The organism is Microbacterium sp. MEJ108Y, assembly GCF_000834175.1.
Lineage (GTDB): Bacteria > Actinomycetota > Actinomycetes > Actinomycetales > Microbacteriaceae > Microbacterium > Microbacterium forte.
In genome coordinates, this window is sequence record NZ_JXQX01000009.1 from 219,677 (window position 1) to 244,180 (window position 24,504).

The window sequence follows — 24,504 nt, forward strand, 5'->3', positions numbered from 1 at the left end:
CTTGTCACGACCATGCGTGTGAGCGGCCAGATCCTCGAAAGTCCCCCGTCTTTGCAGGCGTTCCTCGCACCGGCGGACATCCCGCTTCCGGTGTTACCGATAGTCGCGGGGATCCTCGCTGTGCTGTATCTGGTCGGAGCGATCCGGTTGTGGACGCGCGGGCGTCGGTGGCCCGTGTGGCGAACGGTCAGCTTCCTTCTCGGGTGTGTTCTCCTCGCGGCGGTCACTGGTCTAGGCGTTGAAACCTACGGCCAGGCGCTGGTGTCCGTTTTCATGTTCCAGCAGCTCACTCTGATGATGATGGTGCCGCCGCTCCTCGTCCTGGGCTCTCCCGGCACCCTTCTTCTGCGAGCGACACCGCATCATGGAGCGGGACGGTTAGTCCTCACAGCGGCCCACGGTGCTCTTCGAAGCCCGGCCGCGAAATGGATACTCAGTCCGTGGGCCACTGTCCCGCTCTACCTGTTCGCGTTCTACGGCATCTACCTTGCGGGTGCTGCCGATGCCATCCTCGCTCTCCCCGGGGGTCACGTCGCACTCGAGGTCGGATTCCTCCTCGCCGGCGTGCTCTTCACCATCCCCATCCTGTCCTCCGATCCGCTGCCGGTCAGGTTGGGTCATGGTGCCCGTGCACTGGACGTCTTTGCCGAAGCCGCGCTCCACGCATTCTTCGGGGTGTTTCTCATGATGGCCAGTACGATCCTGGTCGGCTCGTTCGTCGCGCCCACCGAAGCACTGGGCATCGATCCCCTCGCCGATCAGCAGCTAGCCGGCGCTCTGGCATGGTCCTACGGTGAAGCCCCGACCGTACTGATGTTGATCTACGTGATGCATCGTTGGTTCCGAAGCGACACCGCTCGTGCTGCCGCGGCGGATCGGTATGCCGACGTGCACGGGAACGCCGACCTCGACTCGTACAACGCTTACCTGAAAAACCTGGGCACTCATGACCGTGACCGCTGACCCGTTGGTGGGACACGCCCTCTCCGTTCGACCACGGCGCGGCAACGCCAGTGCGCACGATGCGCTCCTGGCAGCTGCGGTGCCATTTCCCGTAGCGATCGTCGCGTCCGCCATCGCAGGAGGCATGCTGGATCTCGCCTACCCCGCGTCCGGGTGGTGGCCCGCGACGTTCGTGAGCGCAACCATCGGGCTGTGGACGCTTCGCGGACGCTCTGTTCCCGGGGCGTTCCTGATCTCCCTCGTCTACGGGACGGCCTTCTACTTCACTCACTTGGTATGGGTGACCCGGTTTCTGGGGCCCATCCCATGGGTCGCGCTGGCTGGCTTGGAATCCCTGCTGTTCGGTGCCGGCGGTGCGCTGATCGCACTCGCCTATCGTGTCGCCACCACGCGGGCGGGATTCGGGTATCACGCGATCACTCCTGTGCTCGTCGCCGGGGTGTGGGTGCTGCGGGAAACGCTGATGGGGAATGCGCCGTACACCGGGTTCCCGTGGGCGCGAATCGGCTTCACTCTTGCCGAGAGCCCGCTCGCGGAAGCCGCTTCCTGGGTGGGGACAACCGGGCTGACCTTCCTGACAATCCTCGTCTGCGCAAGCGTCGTGGAAGCCCTCACCCTCCGCCGGTGGGAGCCGGGAGCAGCAGCGGCGGTCATCGTCGTTGCCGCGATGGCCGTCCCTCTGTTCCCGACTGAGCAAGCGGGAATGATGCGCGTCGGATGGGTGCAGGGCAACGGTCCCAGCGGCTACTTCGACACCAGGACAACAGGTGACATCCTGCGCGCACAGGAAGAAGCGACCGCTCCGCTCCTGGGGCGTGAAATGGACCTTCTCGTCTGGCCAGAAGGGGCCGTCGACGCCGATCCCCTGCGCGATGCCGCCGTCGCAGGCCGCCTTGATCGACTCGTGCAGGGTGCTGGCGCTCCGGCACTGGTGAATGCGGCAACCACCCGCGGAGCTGACACGTTCAACACCTCGATGCTGTGGACCAGCGCCGGGCCGCAGCAGCTCCACGACAAGGCCAACCCCGTCCCTTTCGGCGAATACGTGCCGGACCGTTGGTTCTACGAAGCCATCGCCCCCGATCTCATCGGGTTGATACAACGCGAGTACACGCCCGGCTCCAACACGCCCCTCATGAACGTTGGCGATGTGCCCATCGGTCTGGCGATCTGTTTCGACGTCATCTACGACGACGTCATCCACCAGAGCGCGTCCTCTGGCGCGCAGATGTTCGTGTTTCAAACCAACAATGCGGATTTCAGAGGCACGGACGAGAACCTCCAACAGCTGACCATCGCCCGCATACGCGCGCTCGAAACAGGGAGAACTGCGGTGAACGTCTCCACCACCGGGACCAGTCAAGTCATCGGCCGCGATGGAAAAGTGTTGGCTCAGGTTGCGGTGGACACGACCGCGGCGAAGATCACCGAGGTCCCCCTCCGCGCCGGCACGACTCTCGCTGTCGTGCTGATGCCGTGGCTCGGCTGGATGCTCAGTATCGGAACGGTACTAGCGCTGCTCGTCATGTCGATCCGACAGCGACGGACGCATGCTGACTCCCAGGAAGACGGATGGATGACGTTGTGAAGCTCAAGATTCTGACCTCTGGCGCGGCGCTGTGCGCACTGCTTGTGCTCACCAGCTGCGCACCCACCGTCCACCTCGAGCCCGCAGCGAACGCGAATGACCCGCTGTGCGCAGAGGTCACCGTACGATTACCGGACTCGATTGGCGACCAGGCTCGCGTCTGGACGGACGCTCAGGCCACCGCAGGATGGGGCACCCCCAGTAGCGTGCTCCTCACCTGCGGGTTGGAGCCCCCGGCCCCCACCACGCTGCAATGTGTCAGCTTGGGGGGCGTCGATTGGATCGTCGACGAGGAGGAGACCCCGAATCTGCGGCTCACAACCTACGGCCGAGATCCAGCTGCCCAGGTGTACGTGGACACGACCACCCTGTCGGCGGACGCGGTTCTCGAATCTCTTGCCGGGGCGATCCAGCAGCTCCCCAAGACCGGTGAATGCACGGCACCTGTGACGGAAGACCCGGACGCTGCTGGCGCTCAGACAGGGGATACCACTCCATGAATCCCGTTGTTCTCCGGATCGTTGGACCGACGATTCTCGTTGCCGCCGCACTCATCGCTGTGGTCATCGGGCTCGTGATTGGTGGAGGAGCTGCACCAAGACTCGCGAGTGACCCTGGAGCGCTCGTGCGATGGGGACTCCCGGCCGCGAAACTGTTCGTCAATCTGTCCGGTGCGGCGATGCTCGGGCCCCTGGTGCTGGCGGTGTTCGCTCTCCCCTCGGCAGGGAAGCCCTTCACCGTCGCGCTCGATATTGCCTCCGCCGGCGCCGCGACCCTCACCCTCACAAGCGGGGTGGTGGCTTACCTCACCTTCCTGTCCTCATTCAATCCGCAAGTTAACCTGAGTGCCGAGTTCGGCACGCAGCTCGGTCGCTTCCTCCTCGACACGGAGCTGGGACGATCATGGCTCATCACCGCGATCCTCGCTTCGGTCGTGACAGTCCTCGCATTCGCTGTTCGCAGCTATGGTGCGGTCATGATCACAACCGTGCTTGCGATCATCAGTCTGATTCCCATGGCCACCCAAGGTCATTCGGGTGAGCTCGCCAATCACGATCCCGCTGTCATGTCCCTCGTCCTGCATGTCATTTCAGCAGCAGTATGGCTCGGGGGGCTCATCCTGCTCGTCGTCGCGCGACCGATCAGCTCGCCGCGCGAACTCGAGAACCTGCTCCGCCGGTACTCGACGGTGGCGCTCATCGCGTTCATCGGCGTCGCCGTCTCGGGATACGCGCGGACGCTCACAGCCCTCGGCCGGTGGGAGGATTTGGCCTCACCGTACGGCATCCTCCTTCTCACAAAGATCGGCGCGCTTTTGGTCATGGGCGTCCTGGGTGCCGCCTACCGCCGCCGACTCATCGCAAAGACCAGCGAGGGCCGTGGCGCCTTCTGGATGATCGTGTGCGTCGAACTCGGTTTCATGGGTGTCGCGAGCGGGGTCGCCGCCGCCCTCGCCCGCACCGCCGCCCCCGCCGATGCGATCACCCTGCCGCAGACCACCGCCGCGGAGATCCTCACCGACGCACCCGTCCCGGTCGCACTCACCCTGCAGAGATGGTTCACGGCGTGGAGTCCCGACCTCCTTTGGGTGCTCGTCGCGGGTTTCGGAATCGTCTTCTACCTCGTCGGCGTCCGACGCGCACGGCGCCGCGGGTATCCGTGGCCAGCCAGGCGCACGATCAGCTGGATTGCGGGGATGGGGGCGCTTCTGTGGACGACCAGTGGGCCGATCGCAGCCTATGACGATTCGCTCATCAGTATGCGATTCCTCGCCTTCGCTCTCCTCAGTCTCGCGATCCCCTTGCTCCTTGTCTTCGCGGCGCCGATCACCCTCGCAACCTTGGTCATCCACCCACGGGACGATGGAAGCCGAGGACCGCGCGAATGGCTTCTCTGGGCCGCCCACAGCCCCCTGGCCCGGTTTACTCGTCGCCCCGTCGTCGCCGCGTCCCTGTTCGCCACGTCGCTGTGGTTGTTCCACTACTCCGACCTGTTCCGATGGTCGCTCTACGACCAGCTCGGAGCGGAATGGATGATCAGCCAGCTCCTCGTCACCGGGTGCCTCTTCGTACGATCGCTTTCCCCGAACGCGTCCACGACTCCCGAGGGGCGGTGGCGTGTGGCCTCACTCACTGCGCTCACAGGCGTGGCCACTTTCTTCGGCATCGCCACTATCGCTCGCTCCGACCTCATCGTCGCGGAGTGGTTTGGCGCCATGGGGCGGACGTGGGGACCCACCCCCCTGCAGGACCAGGCCCTCGCCGGAGCCGCCACCTTGATGATCGCGGGAATGCTCGCAATCCTCACCGGCTTCTCCGTCCTCCACACGAAACGCAACAACAGACCTACCGACAGCACCCCCGTGCCCGCCGGACGAAAGGACCCACGCCCGTGACCTCCACCCACCGCACCCGCTGGCTCGCCAGCACACTTCTTGCCCTCATCGCACTGGGAATCGTGGCCGCACCGGCCCCCGCAGCTCTCGCGCACGACAATCTCCTGGACACCGTGCCGGGGGCAGACGAAACCGTCACCCGACTTGACGATGTCGCTCTCACATTCAGCGGGGAACTCATTGACTTCAGCCAAGCCAGCTTCGCCCAAGTGCAAGGACCCGACGGCCTCTTCTACGAATCCAGCTGCTCCACCATCGATCGCAACATCCTCACCACCCCAGTCGCACTCGGAGAAGCGGGCCTCTACACCGTGCTATGGAACGCCGTCTCCAGCGACGGTCACCCCATATCCGAGAGCTTCGCGTTCACATACGCTCCCAGCGGGAGCGAGCCAGGGCTGGGATGGGACAAACCAGCATGCGGGAACGAACAATCACGGATCCAACCGGCAAAGGCGTCGCCCTCCGCCGCGCCAACCACCGAATCTCCAGCAGCGGACACCCCTCCCCCGGCGGCATCCGCAGGCGAGAACGAGGTGGCTTCGATCGCGATCCCGCTCATCATCGCCGTGGCTGTCACAGGTGCCGCGGTGATCACGGCCACCGTTGTCGTACGGCAAGTGAAGAAGAAAAAGCACAACAGGTTGAGCGCCGACGTCCATACGGATACGAAAGCGTGAGCTTCGTGTCAGGGCAGGCGAACTCAAGTTCGATGCGTCAGATATGGGCCACAGATCAGAGATCACGGGCGAGTCGGCGCGACTTCGACCCCCACGAACGGACGATAGACCAGACGACGGGCAACGCGAGCATGGCCAATCTGCGCGCCCATGGCAGCAGAATCCACGAAACCGAGCTCAAGGAGAGGGCACAGTGAACGAACGAAGCTTCTCTGCGGCCACGGAAGCGACTGAAGAATGCGGGTGTGCACCCACGCCCGCCGAACGTGACTCGTTCTGGAAGCTGAGTGTTACTCGACGTGGCGCTTTCGGGCTCGGCGCCCTCGGCGTCGCCGCATTCGCTGCTTTCGGTATCGGCTCCGGCGTCTCAGCCGCGTACGCTGCGTCCTACCCGAGCTGGGACGATGTGCAACGCGCCAAGAACAACGAAGCCGCCAAAGCGTCCGAGATCACTCGGATCGAAGGGCTGATCCAATCTCTGACGCAAAAGGTCGCCGAGACTCAGGCTGCCGCCGATACAGCCTCCGACGCGTTCTATGCGGCGCAGCAGGAATACTTCGCTGCGATCACGGAAGCGGACAGCCTGCAGGCGCAGGCGGACGAACAATCAGCGATTGCCGAAACCTCTGCGCGCAGGGCCGGTCAAGTTGCGGCACAGCTGTACCGCAACGGTGGAGACGATTCAGCACTTCAACTGTTCTTCTCCGGTTCCGCGGCCAACGCCGATGAGCTCCTGTCCCGCCTGGGCACCATGGACAAGCTGCTCGAGTACAACCGATCGGTCTACGATGACGCAATCTCGGCGCGCAATACCGCCCAATCGCTGACCGATCAGGCGAAGGTCGCCCGCGACGAACGGGACCGACTGCAGCAGGTCGCAGAGCAGAAGATGATTGCCGCACAAGAAGCGGCCGACGCCGCACAGGCCGCGCTCGACGAGCAAGCCGCGAACCTCGAGACGATGCAGGCGCAGCTCGCCGCGCTGAAAGACACCACCACGCAGACGGTCGCCGGCTATCAGGCGGGTGTGGCCGCCCGCGAGGCAGAAGAGAGAGCCCGTCGCGAACGCGAAGCCGCCGAAGCCGCAGCCAACGGAGGCGGCAATGGTGGCGGCGGAGGCTCCGCCGGAAGTGGCGGTTGGGTCCGGCCCCACGGAGGCGGCCGCAGCTCAAGCTACGGTCCTCGGACCCCGATCTGTGGCTCGCAGGGCTGCTCCTCGAGCTACCACTACGGCGCGGACATGGCCAACGGCTGCGGTGCCGCGATCTACGCCGCCAACTCCGGAACCGTGGACTACGCCGGCGCCAACGGTAACTACGGCAACTACGTCCGAATCCAACACGGCGGAGGCGTCAGCACCGGCTACGCCCACATCAAACCAGGAGGCATCGTCGTCGGTCGAGGCCAATGGGTCAACTCCGGCCAGGTCATCGCTTACGCAGGTGACACTGGACGCTCCTTCGGCTGCCATCTGCATTTCGAGGTCTACATCAATGGTGGTTACACCAACCCCGTCCGATTCATGGAAGACCGCGGCGTCTATATCTAAAGCTCCGACACGGGATTACGAAGTGGTGCCGTCGACACGAGCAGTCGGGTAGAGAGGGCTGCTCCAGTCGTCACTCGCGACATCCTTGCTAGGGATCTCAAAGAGGGAGGATGACGCTGCCCATCACCGCCGTCAGCCGCGACATGATGTCGGTCCACAGCCCTGTCACCATCAGGAGGCCGAGGACGATCAGCAGTATGCCGCCGCAGACGTTCACCACTCGGATGTGACGACGGAGGAACTCGGCTGTCTTCGCCGCCCAACCGAACCCGAATGCGACCAACAGGAACGGGATGCCGAGGCCGAGCGAATACGCGAGGCCGAGGAAGCCGGCCCGGACAGGGTCGCCAGCATTGAACGAAAGCGCGATGATCGCGGCAAGCGTCGGACCCATGCACGGTGCCCAGCCGATACCGAGTGCCACTCCAAGTAGCGGCGCCCCTGCGATTCCGGCCCGGGAGCCGACGTGGAAGCGAACCTCCCGCTGGGCGAAACTGAACAACCCGAGAAAGACGAGCCCCATCAGGATGATGACGACTCCGAGGATGCGTGTGACTAGGTCGCCCCAGCGTAGGAAGAACACGCCGGCCGTGCCGCCCAGCGCGGTGATGAGAACGAAGACGACGCTGAATCCGAGGATGAACAGCAGTACGCCGACTACGAGCTGACGGCGCTGGGGCGCGACTGCATTCGTCGCGCCACCCTTCGAGCCCGGCGCGACCGCCCCACCAAGGAAGCCGAGGTAGCCGGGGACCAGCGGGAGTACGCAGGGCGACAGGAACGACACGAGACCGGCGAGCATCGCGACGGGGACTGCGAGCCAGAGCGCACCGGACCCGATGATGGTGTCGGCGTTCATGGTGTCTCCGCCAGAGCGTCCTTGACGAGCGTCGAGAGGATCGAGGTGCCGTCGATGGGTCCGATGATGCGGGCGGCGACGCGTCCCTGTTTGTCGAGCACGAGAGTCGTTGGTGTCGCCTGGATCGGCACCACCTCGGAGAAAGCGAGTTTCGCCTCGGCCGTGTTCACGTCGATCAGGCTCGGGTAGGTGATGCCAAACTCGTCGGAGAAAGCCTGGGCAGTGTCAGCCTGGTCGCGGGTATTGATGCCGATGAAAGCTACATCCTCGCCGCCGTACTCGCGCCAGACGCTCTCGAGATCCTTCGCCTCCACGCGGCACGGCGCGCACCCCGCGTACCAGAAGTTGACCACCGTGACCTTGCCGGCGTTGTCGGCACTGTCGAAATCATCGCCAGTTTCAGTAACGCCGCTGAAGACGACTGGTTCGCTCCGCTCGGCCACCGGGATCTCGACAATCGCGCCGTCGGCGGCCACATACCCGGTGTTCTCACCCTTAAGGAAGGAATCGCTGACCGGATCCGGCGCGCACCCGGTCAGCCCGATCACGGACACAGCGAGCATGGCCCCGACCGCGCCACGAACGGCACGAAAGCGGGGTCTTCGACGCATATTTCGAACCTTACACAGATCACCTATGCGTCACCTTTGCCTCGGACACTTCCCGACCGGGAATAGACTCGCATGCATTGTGTTATATACCCCTAGGGGGTATCTTTTTGGGAGTGAACGGCTACGAGAGCAACAAGGCTGATCTGCGTAAGCGGTTGAGCCGGGTAGAGGGTCAGGTGCGAGGTATCGCACGAATGGTTGATGAGGACAAGTACTGCATCGATATCTTGACGCAGGTGTCTGCGGCGACGAAGGCCCTCGAGACGGTGGCGTTGTCGCTACTCAGTGACCATCTCGCTCATTGTGTCGCTCAGGCAAGTGCTGAGGGAGGCGAGGTGGCTGCGGCGAAGGTCCGCGAGGCCAACGAAGCGATCGCTCGTCTCGTCCGTTCATAACTACTACGTCTGTCTACTCGAAGGAGCACATCATGACTGATCGCATCGAACTCGGCTTGAAGGACGCGAATGCGGGGTGCGCATGCTGCGCTGCCCCTTCATCCGTTGACGCATCCGCGCCTGTCGCGGCCCCGGTCTCGGCCGAGATCTTGGTTGCGGGGATGACATGCTCGCATTGCGCCTCCAGCGTCAGCGATGAGCTGAACGCCATCGATGGTGTCGACGGTGTCACGGTCGACCTGAATGCCGGCGGGGCATCCCGCGTGATTGTCCACAGCGCCGCCCCTATCGATCCCACGGCTGTACGGGCTGCGGTTGAAGAGGCCGGCTACACCCTCGCGACGTCCCCGATCTGAGTCGCTATCCGTTTGCGCCCGGCTGATCCGGGTGCATCCGAGCAAGGAGTTTCCGATGAGCCAGCATGACCAGCACCACGAACACACTGCGCATCAGGATCACGGCAGCGTGCCGACAACGGAGCATGACCACACGGCGATGAGCCACGACCACGGTGCTCCCCCAGAGCACGCTGGTCACACGAGCCGCGGCGGTCACGGCGGTCACGGCGATCATGTCGGTCAGTTCCGGCGGTTGTTCTGGATCATGCTGGTCCTCGCGGCCCCTGTGGTTGGGTTCTCGATGATGTTCTCGATGCTGCTCGGGTACCCATTGCCCGACGCCGCGTGGGTGGGTTGGGTGTCCCCGGTTCTCGGGACCGTGATGTATGTGTGGGGCGGGGCCCCGTTCCTCACGGGTGCCGTGAGCGAGCTCCGTGCACGCAAGCCCGGGATGATGCTGCTGATCGCCCTTGCGATCACCGTGGCATTCCTGGCGTCCTGGGGTGCGAGCCTCGGCATGCTGCACCACGAGTTGGATTTCTGGTGGGAGCTGGCGCTGCTGATCGTGATCATGCTGCTTGGTCACTGGATCGAGATGCGCTCGCTCGCGCAGACGACATCGGCCTTGGATTCCTTAGCGGCGTTGCTGCCTGACGAGGCAGAAAAGGTCGACGGCGATACGACCGTAACGGTCGCGCCCTCGGACTTGCAGGTAGGCGATGTCGTGGTCGTGCGTCCGGGCGGGCGGGTCCCCGCCGATGGGCGCATCGTTCAGGGATCGGCCAGCATGGACGAGTCGATGATCACCGGAGAATCCCGGCCGGTGCGCCGCAGCGATGGCGACCCGGTCATTGCCGGTACCGTCGCCACGGATTCCGGAGTGCGGGTGGAGATCACGGCCATCGGTGAGGACACCGCTCTCGCGGGGATTCAGAAGCTGGTCACCGAGGCGCAGAGTTCGTCGTCTCGGGCGCAGCGGCTCGCGGACAAGGCCGCAGGGTGGCTGTTCTGGTTCGCGCTCGGCGCCGCAGCGATCACCGCGATCGTCTGGACGGTTGTTGGCCTACCCGACGCCGCCGTCATCCGCACCATCACGGTGCTGGTGATCGCCTGCCCGCACGCGCTGGGCCTGGCGATCCCGCTGGTCGTGTCGATCGCGACCGAGCGCGCCGCCCGCGGGGGCGTGCTCATCAAGGATCGTCTCGCGCTGGAGAGCATGCGCACCGTCGACACTGTTCTGTTCGACAAGACGGGCACGCTCACCAAGGGCACCCCCGCGGTGACCGCCATCAACCCCGTCACGGGGACCGACGCCGATCAGCTGTTGGCGTGGGCGGCCGCGGCGGAAGCAGACTCCGAGCACCCCCTCGCCCGCGCGATCGTCAACGCGGCAAAAGAGAAGACGCTCACCGTTCCACGCTCAACCGACTTCGAGTCATCCCCCGCTGTCGGGGTGCGTGCCCGCGTTGACGGACGTGTCGTGCAGGTCGGTGGCCCGTACATGCTCGAGCAGGAGAATGCGCAGGAGCTGCCCGTTGCTGACGAGTGGCGGAACGAGGGTGCGATCATCCTTCACGTGCTCGTCCACGGTCAGGTTGTGGGCGCGCTGCGTCTGGCGGATGAGATCCGCTCGGAGTCGCGCCATGCGGTCGACGCGCTCCATGAGCGCAGTGTGCAGGTGGTCATGATCACCGGTGATGCGGACGCGGTCGCCGCCTCCGTGGCGGGCGAACTCGGCATCGACCGGTACTTCGCCGGGGTACGCCCCGAGGACAAAGCGTCGAAGGTGAAAGAGCTTCAGGGCGAAGGTCGAAAGGTCGCCATGGTTGGTGACGGGGTGAACGATGCCCCCGCGCTGGCGCAGGCGGACGTCGGTATTGCGATCGGGGCGGGAACCGATGTCGCAATCGCGTCTGCGGGGGTCATCCTCGCCAGCGACGACCCCCGGTCGGTGATCTCCGTGATTGAGCTGTCGCGGGCCAGTTACCGGAAGATGAAACAGAACCTCTGGTGGGCCGCCGGGTACAACCTTCTCTCGGTGCCGTTGGCTGCCGGTGCGCTCGCCCCCGTCGGGTTCGTGTTGCCGATGTCGGTCGGTGCAGTGTTGATGTCACTATCCACGATCGTTGTCGCGCTGAATGCGCAGTTGCTGCGACGGCTGAACCTCAGCCCGGACGCCGTCGTCGACAAGTAGGCGCATGGGCGGCGGCGACGTACCCTGGAAGAAAGGGAGGTGGGACAGTGTTGACGACGATCGCACGGCGCGTGCATGACCAGCGCACCCTCACCCGCACCCTCCTGACCGTCGTCGCCGTCGCCTTTTCCGTGATCTTCGGGCTTCTGGCGATGCACTCGATGAACACGCACACCATGCCCTCCGGGCACAGCGAAACCATCGCGGTCGCACCCGCGCATGCCGACGCTCACCCCGCACACGCCTCAGGCGAAGCTGCAGCGATGGATGAGACGGGCTGTGCGACGTGCTCTGACGATCACGGCATGTCGTGGATGGCCTGCGTTCTCGCGCTCCTCATCGCCGTAGTGCTGGTCACCCGGCCGCCCGCCTGGTGGCGCTCACTCACCGAAACCCCTGGTCCGCTCCTTTCACGTTTTGCGCTTCGCGGCGCGCTGTACCCGCTGCGGCCGCCGTCTCTCACCGTTCTCTGCATCAGTCGCACCTGATGGCTGGCATGCCCGTTCTATGGGCAACGCCCCCTCGCCCAGCCTGTCTCGCTGGGCACCATCATCGACTCTTGGAGAGAACCATCATGAAGACCCGTTTTGCGGCGACCGCCGCACTCACTCTCACTGCTGTGCTCGCCCTTGCCGGCTGCGCTGGAAACACCTCCGGCGGAGGCGATATGCCCGGCATGAATCACGAGAGCAGCAGCTCCGCCCCGGCGTCGGCGGACGCCAATGACGCCGACATCATGTTCGCCAGCATGATGAAGGAGCACCACGCTCAGGCCATCGAGATGTCTGACATGCTCCTCAGCAAGGACGGCGTCAACGAGCGCGTCGCCGCCCTCGCGGAAGAGATCAAGGCAGCGCAGGGCCCCGAAATCCAGAAGATGGAGCAGTGGCTCGAAGAGTGGGGCGCTGATACCTCCAACATGGAAGGCATGGACCACGGCGGCGGCATGATGTCCGACGACGACATGCAGGCCCTCGAAGATGCCACCGGGGCGGACGCCAGCCGTCTGTTCCTCGAGCAGATGATCGAGCACCACCAGGGTGCCGTCGAAATGGCCCAAGACGAAGTCGACAACGGCCAGAACAGTGACGCGGTCGCCCTGGCCGAGACGATCATCGAGGCACAGACCACGGAGATCGCCACGATGAAAGACCTCCTCGACACACTCTGATCTACCTTCGGGGGTGCGGCGCTCGCCCGCACCCCCGAACTGGCCTTCTCGCAGTAACCCACGCCACCGCGCTGGTGCCATGTCGCGACTCTCATTCGCGTACCGCTCGCGCACCTGCATGCATTTCTTCACGTCGGAGTCTCATGAACCGCCACTCGCCCCTACCCGCTTTCGCGATCGCTCTCGCAGCCGTCGCCCTCACCGGCTGCGCCGTGCCGCAGGCCTCCGGCACCAACGCGGTCCCCCCCGTTATCCAACACATTCACGGTGTTGCCGCTGACCCCCGCGGTGAGGACCTCTTCATAGCCACCCACGGAGGACTCTTCACCCTCACTCCTGAAGGTGCGATCGCCGGTCCCATCGGAGGCCACGATTTCGATGCGATGGGCTTTACCGTCCTCGACGACGCCCTCTTCGCATCCGGTCACCCGGGCACACAGACACCCGCAGAGCTCGGCTCCCCGAACCTAGGTGTCATTCGTAGTGACGACTTCGGCGAATCGTGGTCACCGATCGCCCTCACTGGCAGTACGGACTTCCATGTCCTCACCGCCGGACCAGACGGCACTCTCTACGGGATCGCCTCCGATGGCGTCGATCTGCTCATCAGCACTGACGACGGTCTCGAATGGACCCGCGGCGCAACACTTGCCGCGGCAGACCTCGCCGCCACCGGCGACGGTCTCTACGCCGCCGCGGAAGAAGGACTGCTCCTCAGCACCGACAACGGCGCCACCTTCACCCCCGTCGCCGACGCCCCGCTGCTCTACACACTCGACGCCAAACCCAATGGCTCGCTCGCAGGAGTCGGAACCGACGGTGCCCTCTGGTCACAGAACACCGAAGGAACATGGCAACGCCTCGACCCGCTTCAAGGGGCCGCTCAGGCCTTCACCGCGATCGATGACGAACGCTTCATCGTTGTCGACGACCGCGGCATCGTCCAGATCACAGCCGACGACACAACCATCCTCGCCCCCGCCCGGTAGAGAACGCCACCACCAGAACGGCCACCCATGGTCCCCCGCCGCAATCCCTTCCGACGCATATCCGTCTTCATCGCGTGCGCCACAGTCCTCGCCCTGCTTCTCGCCCTTGCGAGCTTCTACCTCATCGGAGCCATATTCAGATGACCCGCCACCTGCACCCAGCTCGGCACCGTCCACGAGCACACGTTCCCACGCGCACCAGCCACATGTCCCCACAGCGGCGTCACGATCGCCTCGTACGTATCGGGGCCTTCCTTCTCCTGGCCGCCGTCGCACTGATCGCAACTCATCTCCTCATCGACACAACCGTTCCAGACCAACGGTCACTCTGGGCATACACGCTCGGAAGCTACGAAACAGCGTTCATCCTCGCGATCGTCGGACTGGCGCTCGTGCTGCGTGAACCCCCGGGAGGCGCGGATGAATCTCAATGACTACTGGACCAACGCCTTTTGGTCCGTCATCCCCACGATCGCCGTCGTCGCAGCATTCTGGTTCGTCCTGCGGTCCATCATCAGAGCCGACCGCAACGAACGAAAAGCACACGCCAAGATCGAGCAACAACTCCGCGCGGAACGAAACCATCCTCGCCAACTCGCATCGGCGGACGACGAGCGAGACCCGCTACCTGAACGCCGGAAACGTCTGCCGAAAGCAGATACCGGCGAACGTTAACGGCGGGCGCACGATGACGGGCGACGCGAACTCGCCGGAAACGATCGTTTTCGGCGGGTCGTCTGCTGCACGCTCCCTCCTGCTGTGCTCACTCGCGTCTTCAGCGGGAGATTTTGGAAAGCGGAGATGGGTCCGAGGCCTCGCTTGCGGCACCACCAGTAGAACCGAATGCGAAACCACGCCGCAAACGATCGTGTACGGCGGGCGGCACCGAACCGTGAGGTTGCTCAACATTTTCTTGCGAGAGGCGAGGGGAAGTCTGCAATGTCGGACATATGAGGGATCGTGGTGACTATGAGCTGACCAGGATCGTGAGGGAACGCTATGACCGGTAGCGACGAGCCCGAAGGGCATTCGTCCCCCGATGGCGTTCCTACTCTCATCGCGTGGGCAACGGATCAGGCCTGGCTGGCCGAGGCAGACCGCGATCGCGCCGAGGAACGTTTCGACCGGCTCGCTGGAGACCGCGAACTCGCGACCGCACTCCAGGCCAGCGGATACCGTGGCCGGAACTACGATCTGTTCGCGAATGAGATCGCGAAGTACGGGTGGGCTGTCATCCGCGGGTGGATCTACAAAGGGCAGATTCGTGGCGAGGTGAAGCGAAAAGGCTTCGGCGCACTGGAGCCTGAGCCCCGCCCGGGCTCGATGATCGAAGAGGCCGAGAGCCTGGCGGATGAGACGATCGTGCTCGCCCTCACCGCGTTCCGAGACAAGGTGCTCGTCCCGGGCAAGTGGGACCCCGCCAAGGGAGCTTCCCTGCGCACGTTCTTCGTGGGCCAGTGCCTTCTGCAGTTCAGCAACGTCTACAAGCGTTGGCGTCGAGAAGAGCTGCGTTCATATGCGGAGCCGCAGGCTCCGCCGCCCGCAGCGGCCTGGGCCGACGACTTCGAGGAGGGTCCGTCGACGTCGGCTGCTCCCGACGCGAGCGAGGCGGCGCACATCAAGGACGAGCTGCGTCGTGCATTCGGGAGCATCAAGGACGAGCGTGTCCGCTCAGCCTTTTATCTGAACGTGACGCATGGCTTCACGCACGCGGAGATCGGCGAGAAGCTTGGCATGACCGCGAAAGCGGTGGAGTCGGCGATCGCGCGCGCACGTCAGCAAGTACGACAGAACCGGGAGTCCGCATGAGCAGTGAATTTCGAGGCAAGATCGAGCGCTCGTCCTTCGGGACCCAGAACGCGAAGGCGGCACGCCGAACCGTTTCCGCCAACAAAGCGCAGTCGCTCGTCTCGCGATCGATGACGGGCAAGACTCAATCGAAGCAGTTGAGAGGCCGCGAGGGGAAGTGACCAGCGGCGGACATATACCGAGATGTCGGGATCACAACGGAAAAGAGCCGCCCCGCGGTAACGGGACGGCTCACAAGCCCTGAGAAGGTCAGGTCTCATCCAGAGCACTGACTGTACCGGAGTTGGCAGCCGCAGACTAGCGGCGCTCCATCTCATGGCACCCCGGCACCAATCAGTGAAGGAGTTCCCATGGGAACCGTTCGTCGCTCTGCATCCACCGGTCGTTTCGTCTCCAAGGCCGCTGCGGCCCGCTGGCCCGGAAAGACCACCACCGAACGTGTCGGTTCCGGCACGAGCAACTCGACCACGGTGCACCGCTCCGCGTCGTCGGGCCGGTTCGTCACCGAATCGACCGCCAACCGCAACCCGGGCGGCACGATCAGCCAGCGCGTCTAATCGAACCTGAGGGCCTGCACGTGCACACGTGCAGGCCCTCGTTGTGTAAGTCGAGGGCCTCCAGAACCCCGTCGGTGGCGGTCAGTAGTTCACCTTGTCGATGACGAGGTTCCCGTCGAGCATCTCGTGCGGGACGGGTCCTGCACTGGGGGAGCGGGATGGTCAGTCTCACGAGGTCGGGGTCCGCAACGGTCTCCGCGGACGCCAAGGCGTGAGCGCCCGGGACGGCAACGCCGACCGGCATCTCAATGTCTGCCGCAGCGCCGGAGCCGGCAATGTTCACCGGAAGCCGGCGGCGAGTACTGTTCACCCGAAGGCTAGTGGGGGAGCTTTCCCCTCGTTCGTTCAAGTCTGGCCTTGCGTTGCCTAGACCTTGCGACGGAAGCCGGTGGAGTCCCGAGTGACATCGGGCGACCAACGATGCGGTTCTCGCTTCACGTCGGGCCACTCGAGATCAGATCGAACGATATCCGGTCCGCGCCGGTGTGTCGGAAGCCCGTCGAAGCCGACCGGGCTGATCCTGGGCGCAGGCGACGAAGATGTGCCTACCGGCACTCCGCCTCCCTCCGGGAGTGATGATGAAGCCAGCTGAGATCGCACGGATGATCGCTCGTCGACGGTTCTCGAAAGAGTCGGAGCTGCACTGGGTGCCGCGTGATCATCGTTCGGAGACTGGCTATGCGAACAACACCTCGTTCGCACCGGTCGACCGAAGTCTCGGCCGTTTGGATTGGTCTGTCATCGACCCCATGAAGGTTCGAGTATCGAAGGGCGCCAGCCACTTCTTCACAGGATCTGAGTACTTCTGGAGTCGCACCCGCAGCCACGTGTGGTGTGAGTCTCAGTTCGAGCGCGACGAGTTGATGTGGCTCGATTTTGCCGGACAGGTCGAAAGGGTGTGGTCGCAGCCGTTTGGCGTGGTGTTCGGCGTCCGCTCACCGATGGCCGGTCATTGGCACGTGCCGGATTTCTTGTTGCAGATGTCGGACGGCTCCTACGCCGTCCGAGATGTGAAGCCGAAGGAACGCATCGACGAGTCCGTGCAACTGCAGTTCGATGAAACCGCACGGCTGTCGGCAACGCTCGGCTGGCACTACGAGGTGCTCTCCGGTCACAGCGTCCATGCGACTCGCGGGGTCGAATGGTTGTCGGCGTCGCGTCATGACCGTTGCAGGCCGTCGGCGGACATCGAGGACAAGATCCTCGACGCAGCTACTCAGGGCAAAACACGCCGGGAGTTGTGTGAGCTGGCGTCTCCAGATTGCCCGCTTCTAGCGTGCGCATGGGTTGACAACCTCGCCTGGCGCAGACTTCTCGCGCTCGACTTGTCGTCCGTATTCAATAGCAACACGCTACTGACTACCGCACATCGGGAGAGAACGGACGCGATCAGTGTCCGATGAACGCAAACTGAAGCTCGGAGACTCTTTCGAGATTGACGGCGAGAGCTGGGTCTGGGTCCACATCATTCCTGGCCTGGAGGTGAAGCTCCGCTCTGAACACGCGCCCGATCGACACCTGATCATGTCCGTAGACGAGTTCCTGCTCCAGGCCGGAACAGCCCAACGGGATCGCAGCGTATCTCTTCGACCGGACGGGGATGCATGGCCGACCGACGTATGCGATATGGAAGCCCATCTCCTTGAGGCGTTCACGGGCAGGCCGATGGATCCGTTGGCCTCCGCTTCTCGGGCACAATACGACCCTGCGCTGACAACTCAGAACGCACGCGTTGACGCGAAGCTGCTCGAGCTAAAAGGCACGTCACTTGGGCGAGCGCGCAGCACCTTTCACCTCCTGTGGAAGACGTACCAGCAAGACGGTGCAGCCGGGCTGAATGCCCGCATGCATCGCAAGGGCGAGCAGCGACTCTCCATCAGCCGGGCAGATGCACGGCTGGTGACGATCATCGATCGATTCCTCGATCGCCAAACGGACAAGTCGACGAGCAGCAAACGCCGGTGCGCTGTCTTGGTGAGGCGAGAGCTCGAGACCACTTACCCGGGCGATCCTCTATGCGAGATCAAGGCTCGCACCCTCCAGGGCTACATCAACGAGCGGGCGGCCGGCCGTTACAGCTTCGACAAAGCGACCACCCGGCGAAACACCGATAACAGCCCCAAGCGTCAGTACTACTCCGGGGCTGCCTATCAACTTGGGGAGCGATGCGAGATCGATTCAACGAAACTCGACGTTCTCGTCTGGGATGAGAACAGTGAGTTCCGGCCGACACTCACCGTGCTTCTCGATGTCGCAAGCCGGGTACCGCTCGCTTGGGCGATTCACGCGGACAGCCCTGGCGGATTCGACCATGCACTCCTGCTCGCCCGGGCTGTCATCGGGCGCAAAGCCGTACCTGGTTCGGGAGCAGCCACCCTCGCGGGATCAGCCACGTTGCCTTCTGACCTGATGAAGCAGGTGAACCCCTACCTCACTGACGATTCTCTGGCCCTCCCGTGGATCTTCCCGCGATCGATCACTATCGACGGCGGAGCAGATTTTCGGTCCCGCACGTTCAGAGATGCCTGCAGCGCGTACGGAATCCACAGGGAACTTGCCCCCTCCAGAACGCCGACGGTAAAGCCACACGTAGAGCGCAACTTCGGCACCCTCTCGACAGACTTCGCCGCATGGCTGGCCGGTTTCGTGGGGAACTCCGTCGCCCATCGGGCCGCCAAAGACGACCCCACCCTCACCCTGGATTCGCTTCGCCTCATCCTCGACAGCTGGATAACGAACATCTACCTGAACAGGCCTCACCGTGGCTTGAAGTCGACGAGCTCCCCAGGGCGCATCTTCACCCCGAATCAGATGTACACCGAACTGTTCGCTGTAGGACCCGGCGTCCCGGTGCCTTTCGGAGTTGAGGAGTACCTCGCGCTCTTGCCCACGGAACGGCGCATGATCGGTCGTGCAGGGATCGAACTCCACAATCGCCGCTACGACTCATCCCACCTGGAAGATCTCCGCAATCGCTCCCTCACGGGCGCTGAACCGGGATCCGCGAAAGCCAGGAAATTCCCAGTGAGCTTCGACCCCTACAACGCCAATGCCGTCTGGGTGCGTCACCCAGAAACCGGTGTGTGGATCGAGTGCTGGGACATCGCTCTGCGGGAGAAGACAGCACCGATGGTCGCCGAGATCGACATGAAACTCCTTGCCCGATACCCCGACGCCGCAATCGACGATCCCGACCGCCGCCGCGAGTGGATCGACCACGTCGAAAGTCGCGAACGAGGAGACAAACGGAAGCGCACCCAGCACAAACGGGAGCAACAGCGCCTCAAGGTCGAAGCGCAACGTGAACCAGGCCCCTCGACAACGACACCGATCCCACTACGGCAATGGGCCAAACCCGTCGACATCAGCACCATCGATTGGACATCCCCCGACATAGATCTCGCGCAAGCAGAGGAGCTTGATTCATGAAGATCACCCCACTCGTCCTCCACCATGACCGCAAGACCAGCCTTGCAGGGCTTCGAGAAGCATTCGACGCCGAGCCCGCATCCCCGCCGAAGATCACCTTCCGTCAGTACAGAGATCTGGACAGTGAAGCTCGAGAGCTATACGACCAAGCTCGCGAAGACTTTCTCCGGCTGACGCTGAGGGTGAAGACACGCGAGCAAGCGGTCTGCGCTCGCATTCTGGAGGACCTCATCCGGATCAACCCTCGGCTGAAGAACTCGCGGCGCGGGCTGATGATATCCGCGCCGATGTTCTCCGGCAAGACAGAGCTCGCTCTCCTGTTGGCTCGATCCGTAGAACGCAGACACGCAGCCCAACACCCCGACTACCTCAGAGACGGAGACGCACCGGTCGTCTGGGTGGAGATGACCGAACACTCGACCGGAAAAGCTCTCCTTGCCCAGATCGTGGAGTTTCTCGCCCCCACCATCGTTCTCCCCAAACAGATCGCCACCGACAGGCTGAGGAAGCTTGCCGTCGAGGCCCTCCACCGTCACGGCACGAAGCTGCTCGTGATTGACGAAGCGCACAAGCTCGGCGGGACTGAACCCTCCAGTGTCATCAAAGCCCTCCAGAACGAGTCTTGTGCGACCGTCGTCCTGGTTGGAATCAATCTCGACCAAGCATTCAAGACGGGCGACGGCCTGCAAGTCAGCGCACGATGTGACTTCGTCACACTCGACAAGATCGACCCCGCCGTCCAAGAGGACTTCGAACAATGGATCAAATGGGTCGCCACCTTCGACAGCTTCCTACCACTATGCGGGCACGCCCACGGCCTTCTCACCCGCAACGCCGGCACGCTAGTCCACGCCGCCGACGGGAAACTCGCCGTTCTCGCGATGATCGTGGACCGCCTAGTCGCGTCCATCTTGCGCGACGAATCGCGCACCTCGGAGACCGTAACCCGCGAGCGACTCTTCGGGGTTCTCGACACTCTCCGGCGCACCACGCTCAACACACACAACGTCACCCTTGACGACTTGGTGGACGCCGCATGATCAGCACGCAGGCGTGGGCGAAACGACCCAAGTGGCATCATCTTGAGACGCCACGCTCCTACGCGCAGCGGCAATGCCACGCCGCAGGAGTGCCGTTCGATTTCGCCGAGAGGGCGCTGACCAGCCGAGCGCAACCGAACATCCACCGCGTCTGGATCGACGATGAAGCGGCCGCTCGGACGGTCGAGGCGACGGCAGGGCGCCCGGCCGGTCATTACCTCCGCATGAAACGTCTAGCGCAACCGGACTCCACACGGGCCTATCCGCAGCGCTTCCTGTGCCGCCTATGCAGTGCCGGGGAGACGATCGAGCAGATTCCCCACGATCGGGAAAACTTCTGTCTCCGACACCCGGGGCAGATGGTGTGGGTCGGTCCCGGAACGGAACTCGATACCCAGGTGATCGTTCCCTTCGATCCCACGCTTCGGAACGCGGAACTCTCCGTCCGTCGACTCGTCGCTACTGGTCGAGTCACCACGCAACTGCACAGTCAAGTGTGGGCCATGGTGCGCGACAACGACATACTCTCCGCCCAGAACGGAGAGACCGGGCAGGATCCGTCCTTGATGAGCGCGGTACGCGAGATCGATCGCCGCGCACATCTGTACCGCGCGACGGTGCGCGTTCTGCAGATCTTGTCCAATCGTTCGCACTGCGCACGATGGCGCACTCAGCCGGCGGCAGATCTACGACTCGACATCAACGCAACGTTGGGCATCGCCAACAGCGACATCCTCGTCGAACGGGTGGTTCTCTGGCTCCGACCCCTCCGCCGCCACACCATCCCCACGAAGTTCCGCCCCCTGGAACCCGCCCTCGACACCGTCGACGTCCCCCGCATCCTCGACGCCACCGCCAACTACCCGCTATGGATCCTCCGACACCCGAAAGCCATCTCCGAATGGGACTGGGATCGCAACCCGCCCACCCGAGACCCCTGGTCGGGAGTAGATGTCTCCCACAAAGCCTGGTGGTTGTGCGAAGAGGGGCACTCCTGGGAAGCAAGCCCCCACGTGCGAGGCTTTGCCGAAACGAACTGCTCATACTGCATCGGCATGGACTTCTGGCCTGGACATACCGACCTCGGCACCCTGCGGCCAGACATCGCCGCGGAATGGGACACCACCCCAGGAGTCAACCGCGGGGGCCCCCATCACGTCAGCGTCACCTCCGCACGGAAAATTAACTGGCGGTGTGCGGCTCGACAGCACACCTGGCCTGCCCAGGTGCGCTCCCGCACCACGCTAAAAAGCGGCTGCCCCTATTGCGCCGGCAGCCGGGCGATACCGGGTGAAACAGACTTAGTCACTCTTCACCCCGGCCTCGCAGCAGAGTGGGACTACCAACGCAACGACAGTTCCATCACACCGGAGACAGTCACCCCCGGATCAGACCGTGTGGTCTGGTGGCGCGGCCCCTGCGACCATAGCTGGGACGCGGCTGTCGGCGACCGTTGCTCAGGACACGGGTGTCCGTACTGCTCCAACCAACGCACCCTCGCTGGTTTCAACGACCTCGCCACCACCCACCCTCAACTCGCCGAACAGTGGGACCACGTGAACTCCAAGACTCCTTGCGAGGTCACCGCGGGTTCGGATTTCCCCGCAGTATGGCGTTGCGCGCTGGGTCACAGGTGGGAACTCCCCGTCTGGGGCCGTACGAAGGACAAGACGGGCTGCCCCGTGTGCGCGAATCGCGTCGTCTTGGCAGGATTCAATGACTTGGGAACTCTCGACCCTCACTTGGCTTCGGAATGGGACCACAAAGCAGGCGCGAACGACCGGACACCGTCCGAAGTGACCGTCAGCAGCCAATACGAAGCCCGATGGCGCTGCGTGAAGGGTCACACCTGGCCAGCGACAGTCGCCAACCGACACGCTGGCTCAGGTTGCCCCTCATGCTCCGGCCGCGTTGCCATCCCTGGTACAACCGACCTCGCAACGCTTCGGCCAGACATCGCCGCTCAATGGGATCCCAGCAACGACTGCTCACCGAATCAGGTCACAGTCTCATCCCACGTGAAGGTGTCATGGAACTGCCATCGCAACCACTCGTGGCCGGCGACAGTCAAGAATCGGACGTGCGGCCACGGCTGCCCCTACTGCGCAGGAAAGCTGCCCATCCCTGGCGAGAACGACCTTGCGACTCTGCGCCCCGACCTCGCCAAGCAATGGGACCCAGCGAACGCCCTCTCTCCTACCGAGGTCACCGTCGGGTCGGGTCGAAAAGTCATGTGGATCTGTGCGTGCGGATACTCGTGGCCGTCCACGATTCAGACCAGAACCCGCAGACCTCACGCCCACTGCCCCGAATGTCGCAAGTAGTAACAGGACCCGATGCGAACCTCGTCTGGGGTTTTACTCGTGGCGCTGAGTCCTCCTCGCATCCAGCGCTAGCTCTCTGTTTGGCGCTGACGCTGACACGAGCGAATCGGGAGTGATCGAGAGACTCGAGCTCCCGATTCGATCACTGACGAAAGCATCCCGGATCGGCGAGCACATTCCCCTCGTTAGACGAGTTCGCTCACCAGCTGCTCGATTCGCGCCTTGATGTCGTCACGGATGGGACGCACGGCGTCGATGCCCTGGCCGGCCGGGTCGTCGAGCTTCCAGTCCTCGTAGCGCTTGCCGGGGAAGAACGGGCAGGCGTCACCGCATCCCATCGTGATGACGACATCGGATGCCTGCACGGCCTCGGTCGTCAGGATCTTGGGCTGCTCGGCGGTGATGTCGATCCCGAGTTCATTCATCGCTTCGACGGCAGTCGGGTTGATCTGGTCGGCGGGCATGGAGCCGGCGGAGCGGACCTCAATGCGGTCGCCGGCGATGTCGCGGAGGAATCCGGCGGCCATCTGCGAGCGTCCGGCGTTGTGGACGCAGACGAAGAGAACGGAGGGCTTGGTGGTCGTGTCAGTCATGGTTGCTCCTGGTGCGAGGGGTTGGTCAAGGGAGAAGGTCTTCGACGAGCGCGCGCACGCGGCCGGCGATGTCGTCACGGATGGCTTCGACACCGTCACGCGATGCGAGAGCAGGATCGCCGACTGCCCAGTCGTCGTAACGGACGCCGGGGATGATCGGGCAGACATCTCCGCAGCCCATCGTGATGACGACGTCCGCCGCACGGACGGCATCATCGGTGAGCGGCTTCGGAAAGCGCTCGACGGCAGCGTCACCTTCGATCTCGGCGAGAATCGACCGGACGTGAGGATGGATGACGTCGGCAGGAGCCGATCCTGCCGAGCGAGCCACGACCTTGCCGCCCGCCATCTTGTTGACGAGCGCGGCGGCGAGCTGCGAACGCCCCGCGTTGGCGACACAGACGAAGAGCACCTGGGGCACAGCAGAGTCGCGGTCCCGTGTGAGGTCGGCGAGTCGCTGACGTGCGAAGCGTTCGGTCAGTGGCACGAGTGCTGAGGTGACTCGCGCGGTGCGGGCGAGGGCGGTGTAGGACTCGCGGACGATGGTGAGCACGACATTGGGGTCGAGCTCGGGGACTTCTGCTGCGAGTTCATCTGCGAGATGGGTCACCCGCGCGTCGAAGTCGGGCCGCGGCTCATCGCGGCCGTCAGAGACACTCCACGGTGCGAGCGTCGCGGGCGCGAAGGATTCCAGCAGGGCCGTGACGGCGCTGCGCAGGTTCGGGTTGATCCGATACCAGACCCAGGTTCCACGCCGCTCCGAGGTGAGGACATCGACGTCCTTGAGCACCTTCAGATGGTGAGAGACCGTCGGCTGGGAAACCTCGGCGAGCTCGGCGAGATCGCAGACGCACGACTCCCCTCGAGGGTCGGATGCGATGGCAGACAGCATCCGAAGACGGAGCGGATCCGACAGCGCCTTCAGAGTAGAGGCGACCGAGGTGGCCGCATCGACGCCGATTGCGTGGCTGGCGACGGGACTGCAGGTGTCACCCTGGGTGGTCAGCACGGCGTTCATGT

The 24,504-nt window shown here is 63.9% G+C and carries 23 protein-coding genes; 19 read left to right on the forward strand and 4 right to left on the reverse strand.

The features are described from left to right. Positions 1 to 12: 12 nt before the first annotated feature. The 6 genes from RU09_RS05450 to RU09_RS05480 all read left to right on the forward strand — a co-directional run bounded on the left by RU09_RS05450 (position 13) and on the right by RU09_RS05480 (position 7,175). A complete protein-coding gene (locus RU09_RS05450; protein WP_042538291.1) occupies positions 13 to 963 on the forward strand; it encodes a cytochrome c oxidase assembly protein in 951 nt (316 codons plus the stop codon). After that, on the forward strand, positions 947 to 2,551 hold the full coding sequence (gene lnt / locus RU09_RS05455; protein WP_079112071.1) for an apolipoprotein N-acyltransferase: 1,605 nt from the start codon (positions 947 to 949) through the stop codon (positions 2,549 to 2,551). The genes RU09_RS05450 and lnt overlap by 17 nt, the downstream gene beginning before the upstream one ends. Further along, positions 2,536 to 3,051 (forward strand): DUF3515 family protein, encoded by a 516-nt coding sequence (locus RU09_RS05460; protein WP_042538292.1) that lies wholly within the window; start codon positions 2,536 to 2,538, stop codon positions 3,049 to 3,051. Before lnt ends, RU09_RS05460 begins: the two co-directional genes overlap by 16 nt. A 125-nt stretch (positions 3,052 to 3,176) precedes the next feature. After that, a complete protein-coding gene (locus tag RU09_RS05465) occupies positions 3,177 to 4,946 on the forward strand; it encodes a cytochrome c oxidase assembly protein (protein ID WP_052492866.1) in 1,770 nt (589 codons plus the stop codon). After that, positions 4,943 to 5,626 (forward strand): copper resistance CopC family protein, encoded by a 684-nt coding sequence (locus RU09_RS18035; RefSeq protein ID WP_052492867.1) that lies wholly within the window; start codon positions 4,943 to 4,945, stop codon positions 5,624 to 5,626. The genes RU09_RS05465 and RU09_RS18035 overlap by 4 nt, the downstream gene beginning before the upstream one ends. 193 nt (positions 5,627 to 5,819) lie before the next feature. Beyond that, entirely contained in the window at positions 5,820 to 7,175 is a 1,356-nt protein-coding gene (locus tag RU09_RS05480) for a peptidoglycan DD-metalloendopeptidase family protein (protein ID WP_029264090.1), read from the forward strand. A 97-nt stretch (positions 7,176 to 7,272) separates the two neighbouring features. Here the strand turns inward: RU09_RS05480 and RU09_RS05485 are convergent, their stop codons facing one another. Together RU09_RS05485 and RU09_RS05490 are read right to left on the reverse strand one after the other, a co-directional pair. Then, positions 7,273 to 8,034, reverse strand: a complete 762-nt coding sequence (locus RU09_RS05485) for a cytochrome c biogenesis CcdA family protein (protein ID WP_029264089.1) — start codon at positions 8,032 to 8,034, stop codon at positions 7,273 to 7,275. Further along, positions 8,031 to 8,597 (reverse strand): TlpA family protein disulfide reductase, encoded by a 567-nt coding sequence (locus tag RU09_RS05490; RefSeq protein WP_029273828.1) that lies wholly within the window; start codon positions 8,595 to 8,597, stop codon positions 8,031 to 8,033. The genes RU09_RS05485 and RU09_RS05490 overlap by 4 nt, the downstream gene beginning before the upstream one ends. Positions 8,598 to 8,758: 161 nt before the next feature. On the opposite strand from RU09_RS05490, the gene RU09_RS05495 reads away from it, so the two are divergent. The 13 genes from RU09_RS05495 (at position 8,759) to RU09_RS18235 (ending at position 22,891) form a co-directional block, all read left to right on the forward strand. After that, complete coding sequence (locus RU09_RS05495) at positions 8,759 to 9,040, forward strand: metal-sensitive transcriptional regulator (protein WP_026049679.1); 282 nt, start codon at positions 8,759 to 8,761, stop codon at positions 9,038 to 9,040. 32 nt (positions 9,041 to 9,072) lie between these two features. Next, complete coding sequence (locus RU09_RS05500) at positions 9,073 to 9,396, forward strand: heavy-metal-associated domain-containing protein (RefSeq protein ID WP_017201932.1); 324 nt, start codon at positions 9,073 to 9,075, stop codon at positions 9,394 to 9,396. 55 nt (positions 9,397 to 9,451) lie between these two features. Next, a complete protein-coding gene (locus RU09_RS05510; protein WP_372984532.1) occupies positions 9,452 to 11,572 on the forward strand; it encodes a heavy metal translocating P-type ATPase in 2,121 nt (706 codons plus the stop codon). A 50-nt stretch (positions 11,573 to 11,622) separates the two neighbouring features. Beyond that, complete coding sequence (locus tag RU09_RS05515; RefSeq protein WP_151460103.1) at positions 11,623 to 12,060, forward strand: DUF6153 family protein; 438 nt, start codon at positions 11,623 to 11,625, stop codon at positions 12,058 to 12,060. Between the two features lie 86 nt (positions 12,061 to 12,146). Beyond that, complete coding sequence (locus RU09_RS05520) at positions 12,147 to 12,743, forward strand: DUF305 domain-containing protein (RefSeq protein WP_026049681.1); 597 nt, start codon at positions 12,147 to 12,149, stop codon at positions 12,741 to 12,743. A 143-nt stretch (positions 12,744 to 12,886) separates the two neighbouring features. Continuing rightward, complete coding sequence (locus RU09_RS05525; RefSeq protein WP_029264085.1) at positions 12,887 to 13,732, forward strand: F510_1955 family glycosylhydrolase; 846 nt, start codon at positions 12,887 to 12,889, stop codon at positions 13,730 to 13,732. A gap of 420 nt (positions 13,733 to 14,152) precedes the next feature. After that, the gene (locus RU09_RS18230; protein ID WP_081859903.1) at positions 14,153 to 14,407 is read left to right on the forward strand and encodes a hypothetical protein; all 255 of its coding nucleotides are present in this window, start codon (positions 14,153 to 14,155) and stop codon (positions 14,405 to 14,407) included. Positions 14,408 to 14,731: 324 nt separating this feature from the next. Continuing rightward, entirely contained in the window at positions 14,732 to 15,541 is an 810-nt protein-coding gene (locus tag RU09_RS05535) for an RNA polymerase sigma factor (RefSeq protein ID WP_042538300.1), read from the forward strand. Between the two features lie 350 nt (positions 15,542 to 15,891). Continuing rightward, the gene (locus tag RU09_RS05540) at positions 15,892 to 16,098 is read left to right on the forward strand and encodes a hypothetical protein (protein WP_017201940.1); all 207 of its coding nucleotides are present in this window, start codon (positions 15,892 to 15,894) and stop codon (positions 16,096 to 16,098) included. Positions 16,099 to 16,673: 575 nt separating this feature from the next. Continuing rightward, positions 16,674 to 17,501, forward strand: coding sequence for a TnsA-like heteromeric transposase endonuclease subunit (locus tag RU09_RS18040; RefSeq protein ID WP_197065969.1), 828 nt, complete (start codon positions 16,674 to 16,676; stop codon positions 17,499 to 17,501). Next, positions 17,491 to 19,527, forward strand: a complete 2,037-nt coding sequence (locus RU09_RS05550) for a Mu transposase C-terminal domain-containing protein (protein WP_029264081.1) — start codon at positions 17,491 to 17,493, stop codon at positions 19,525 to 19,527. The genes RU09_RS18040 and RU09_RS05550 overlap by 11 nt, the downstream gene beginning before the upstream one ends. After that, a complete protein-coding gene (locus RU09_RS05555) occupies positions 19,524 to 20,567 on the forward strand; it encodes a TniB family NTP-binding protein (protein ID WP_017201943.1) in 1,044 nt (347 codons plus the stop codon). Before RU09_RS05550 ends, RU09_RS05555 begins: the two co-directional genes overlap by 4 nt. Next, the gene (locus tag RU09_RS18235) at positions 20,564 to 22,891 is read left to right on the forward strand and encodes a zinc-ribbon domain-containing protein (RefSeq protein ID WP_082041043.1); all 2,328 of its coding nucleotides are present in this window, start codon (positions 20,564 to 20,566) and stop codon (positions 22,889 to 22,891) included. Before RU09_RS05555 ends, RU09_RS18235 begins: the two co-directional genes overlap by 4 nt. A gap of 185 nt (positions 22,892 to 23,076) precedes the next feature. Here RU09_RS18235 and RU09_RS05565 read toward each other — a convergent pair whose 3' ends face one another. Together RU09_RS05565 and RU09_RS05570 are read right to left on the reverse strand one after the other, a co-directional pair. After that, positions 23,077 to 23,484: an arsenate reductase ArsC gene (locus RU09_RS05565; RefSeq protein ID WP_029264080.1), complete on the reverse strand. Its 408-nt coding sequence runs from the start codon at positions 23,482 to 23,484 to the stop codon at positions 23,077 to 23,079. Between the two features lie 25 nt (positions 23,485 to 23,509). Then, complete coding sequence (locus RU09_RS05570; RefSeq protein ID WP_029264079.1) at positions 23,510 to 24,502, reverse strand: metalloregulator ArsR/SmtB family transcription factor; 993 nt, start codon at positions 24,500 to 24,502, stop codon at positions 23,510 to 23,512. Positions 24,503 to 24,504 lie beyond the last annotated feature (2 nt).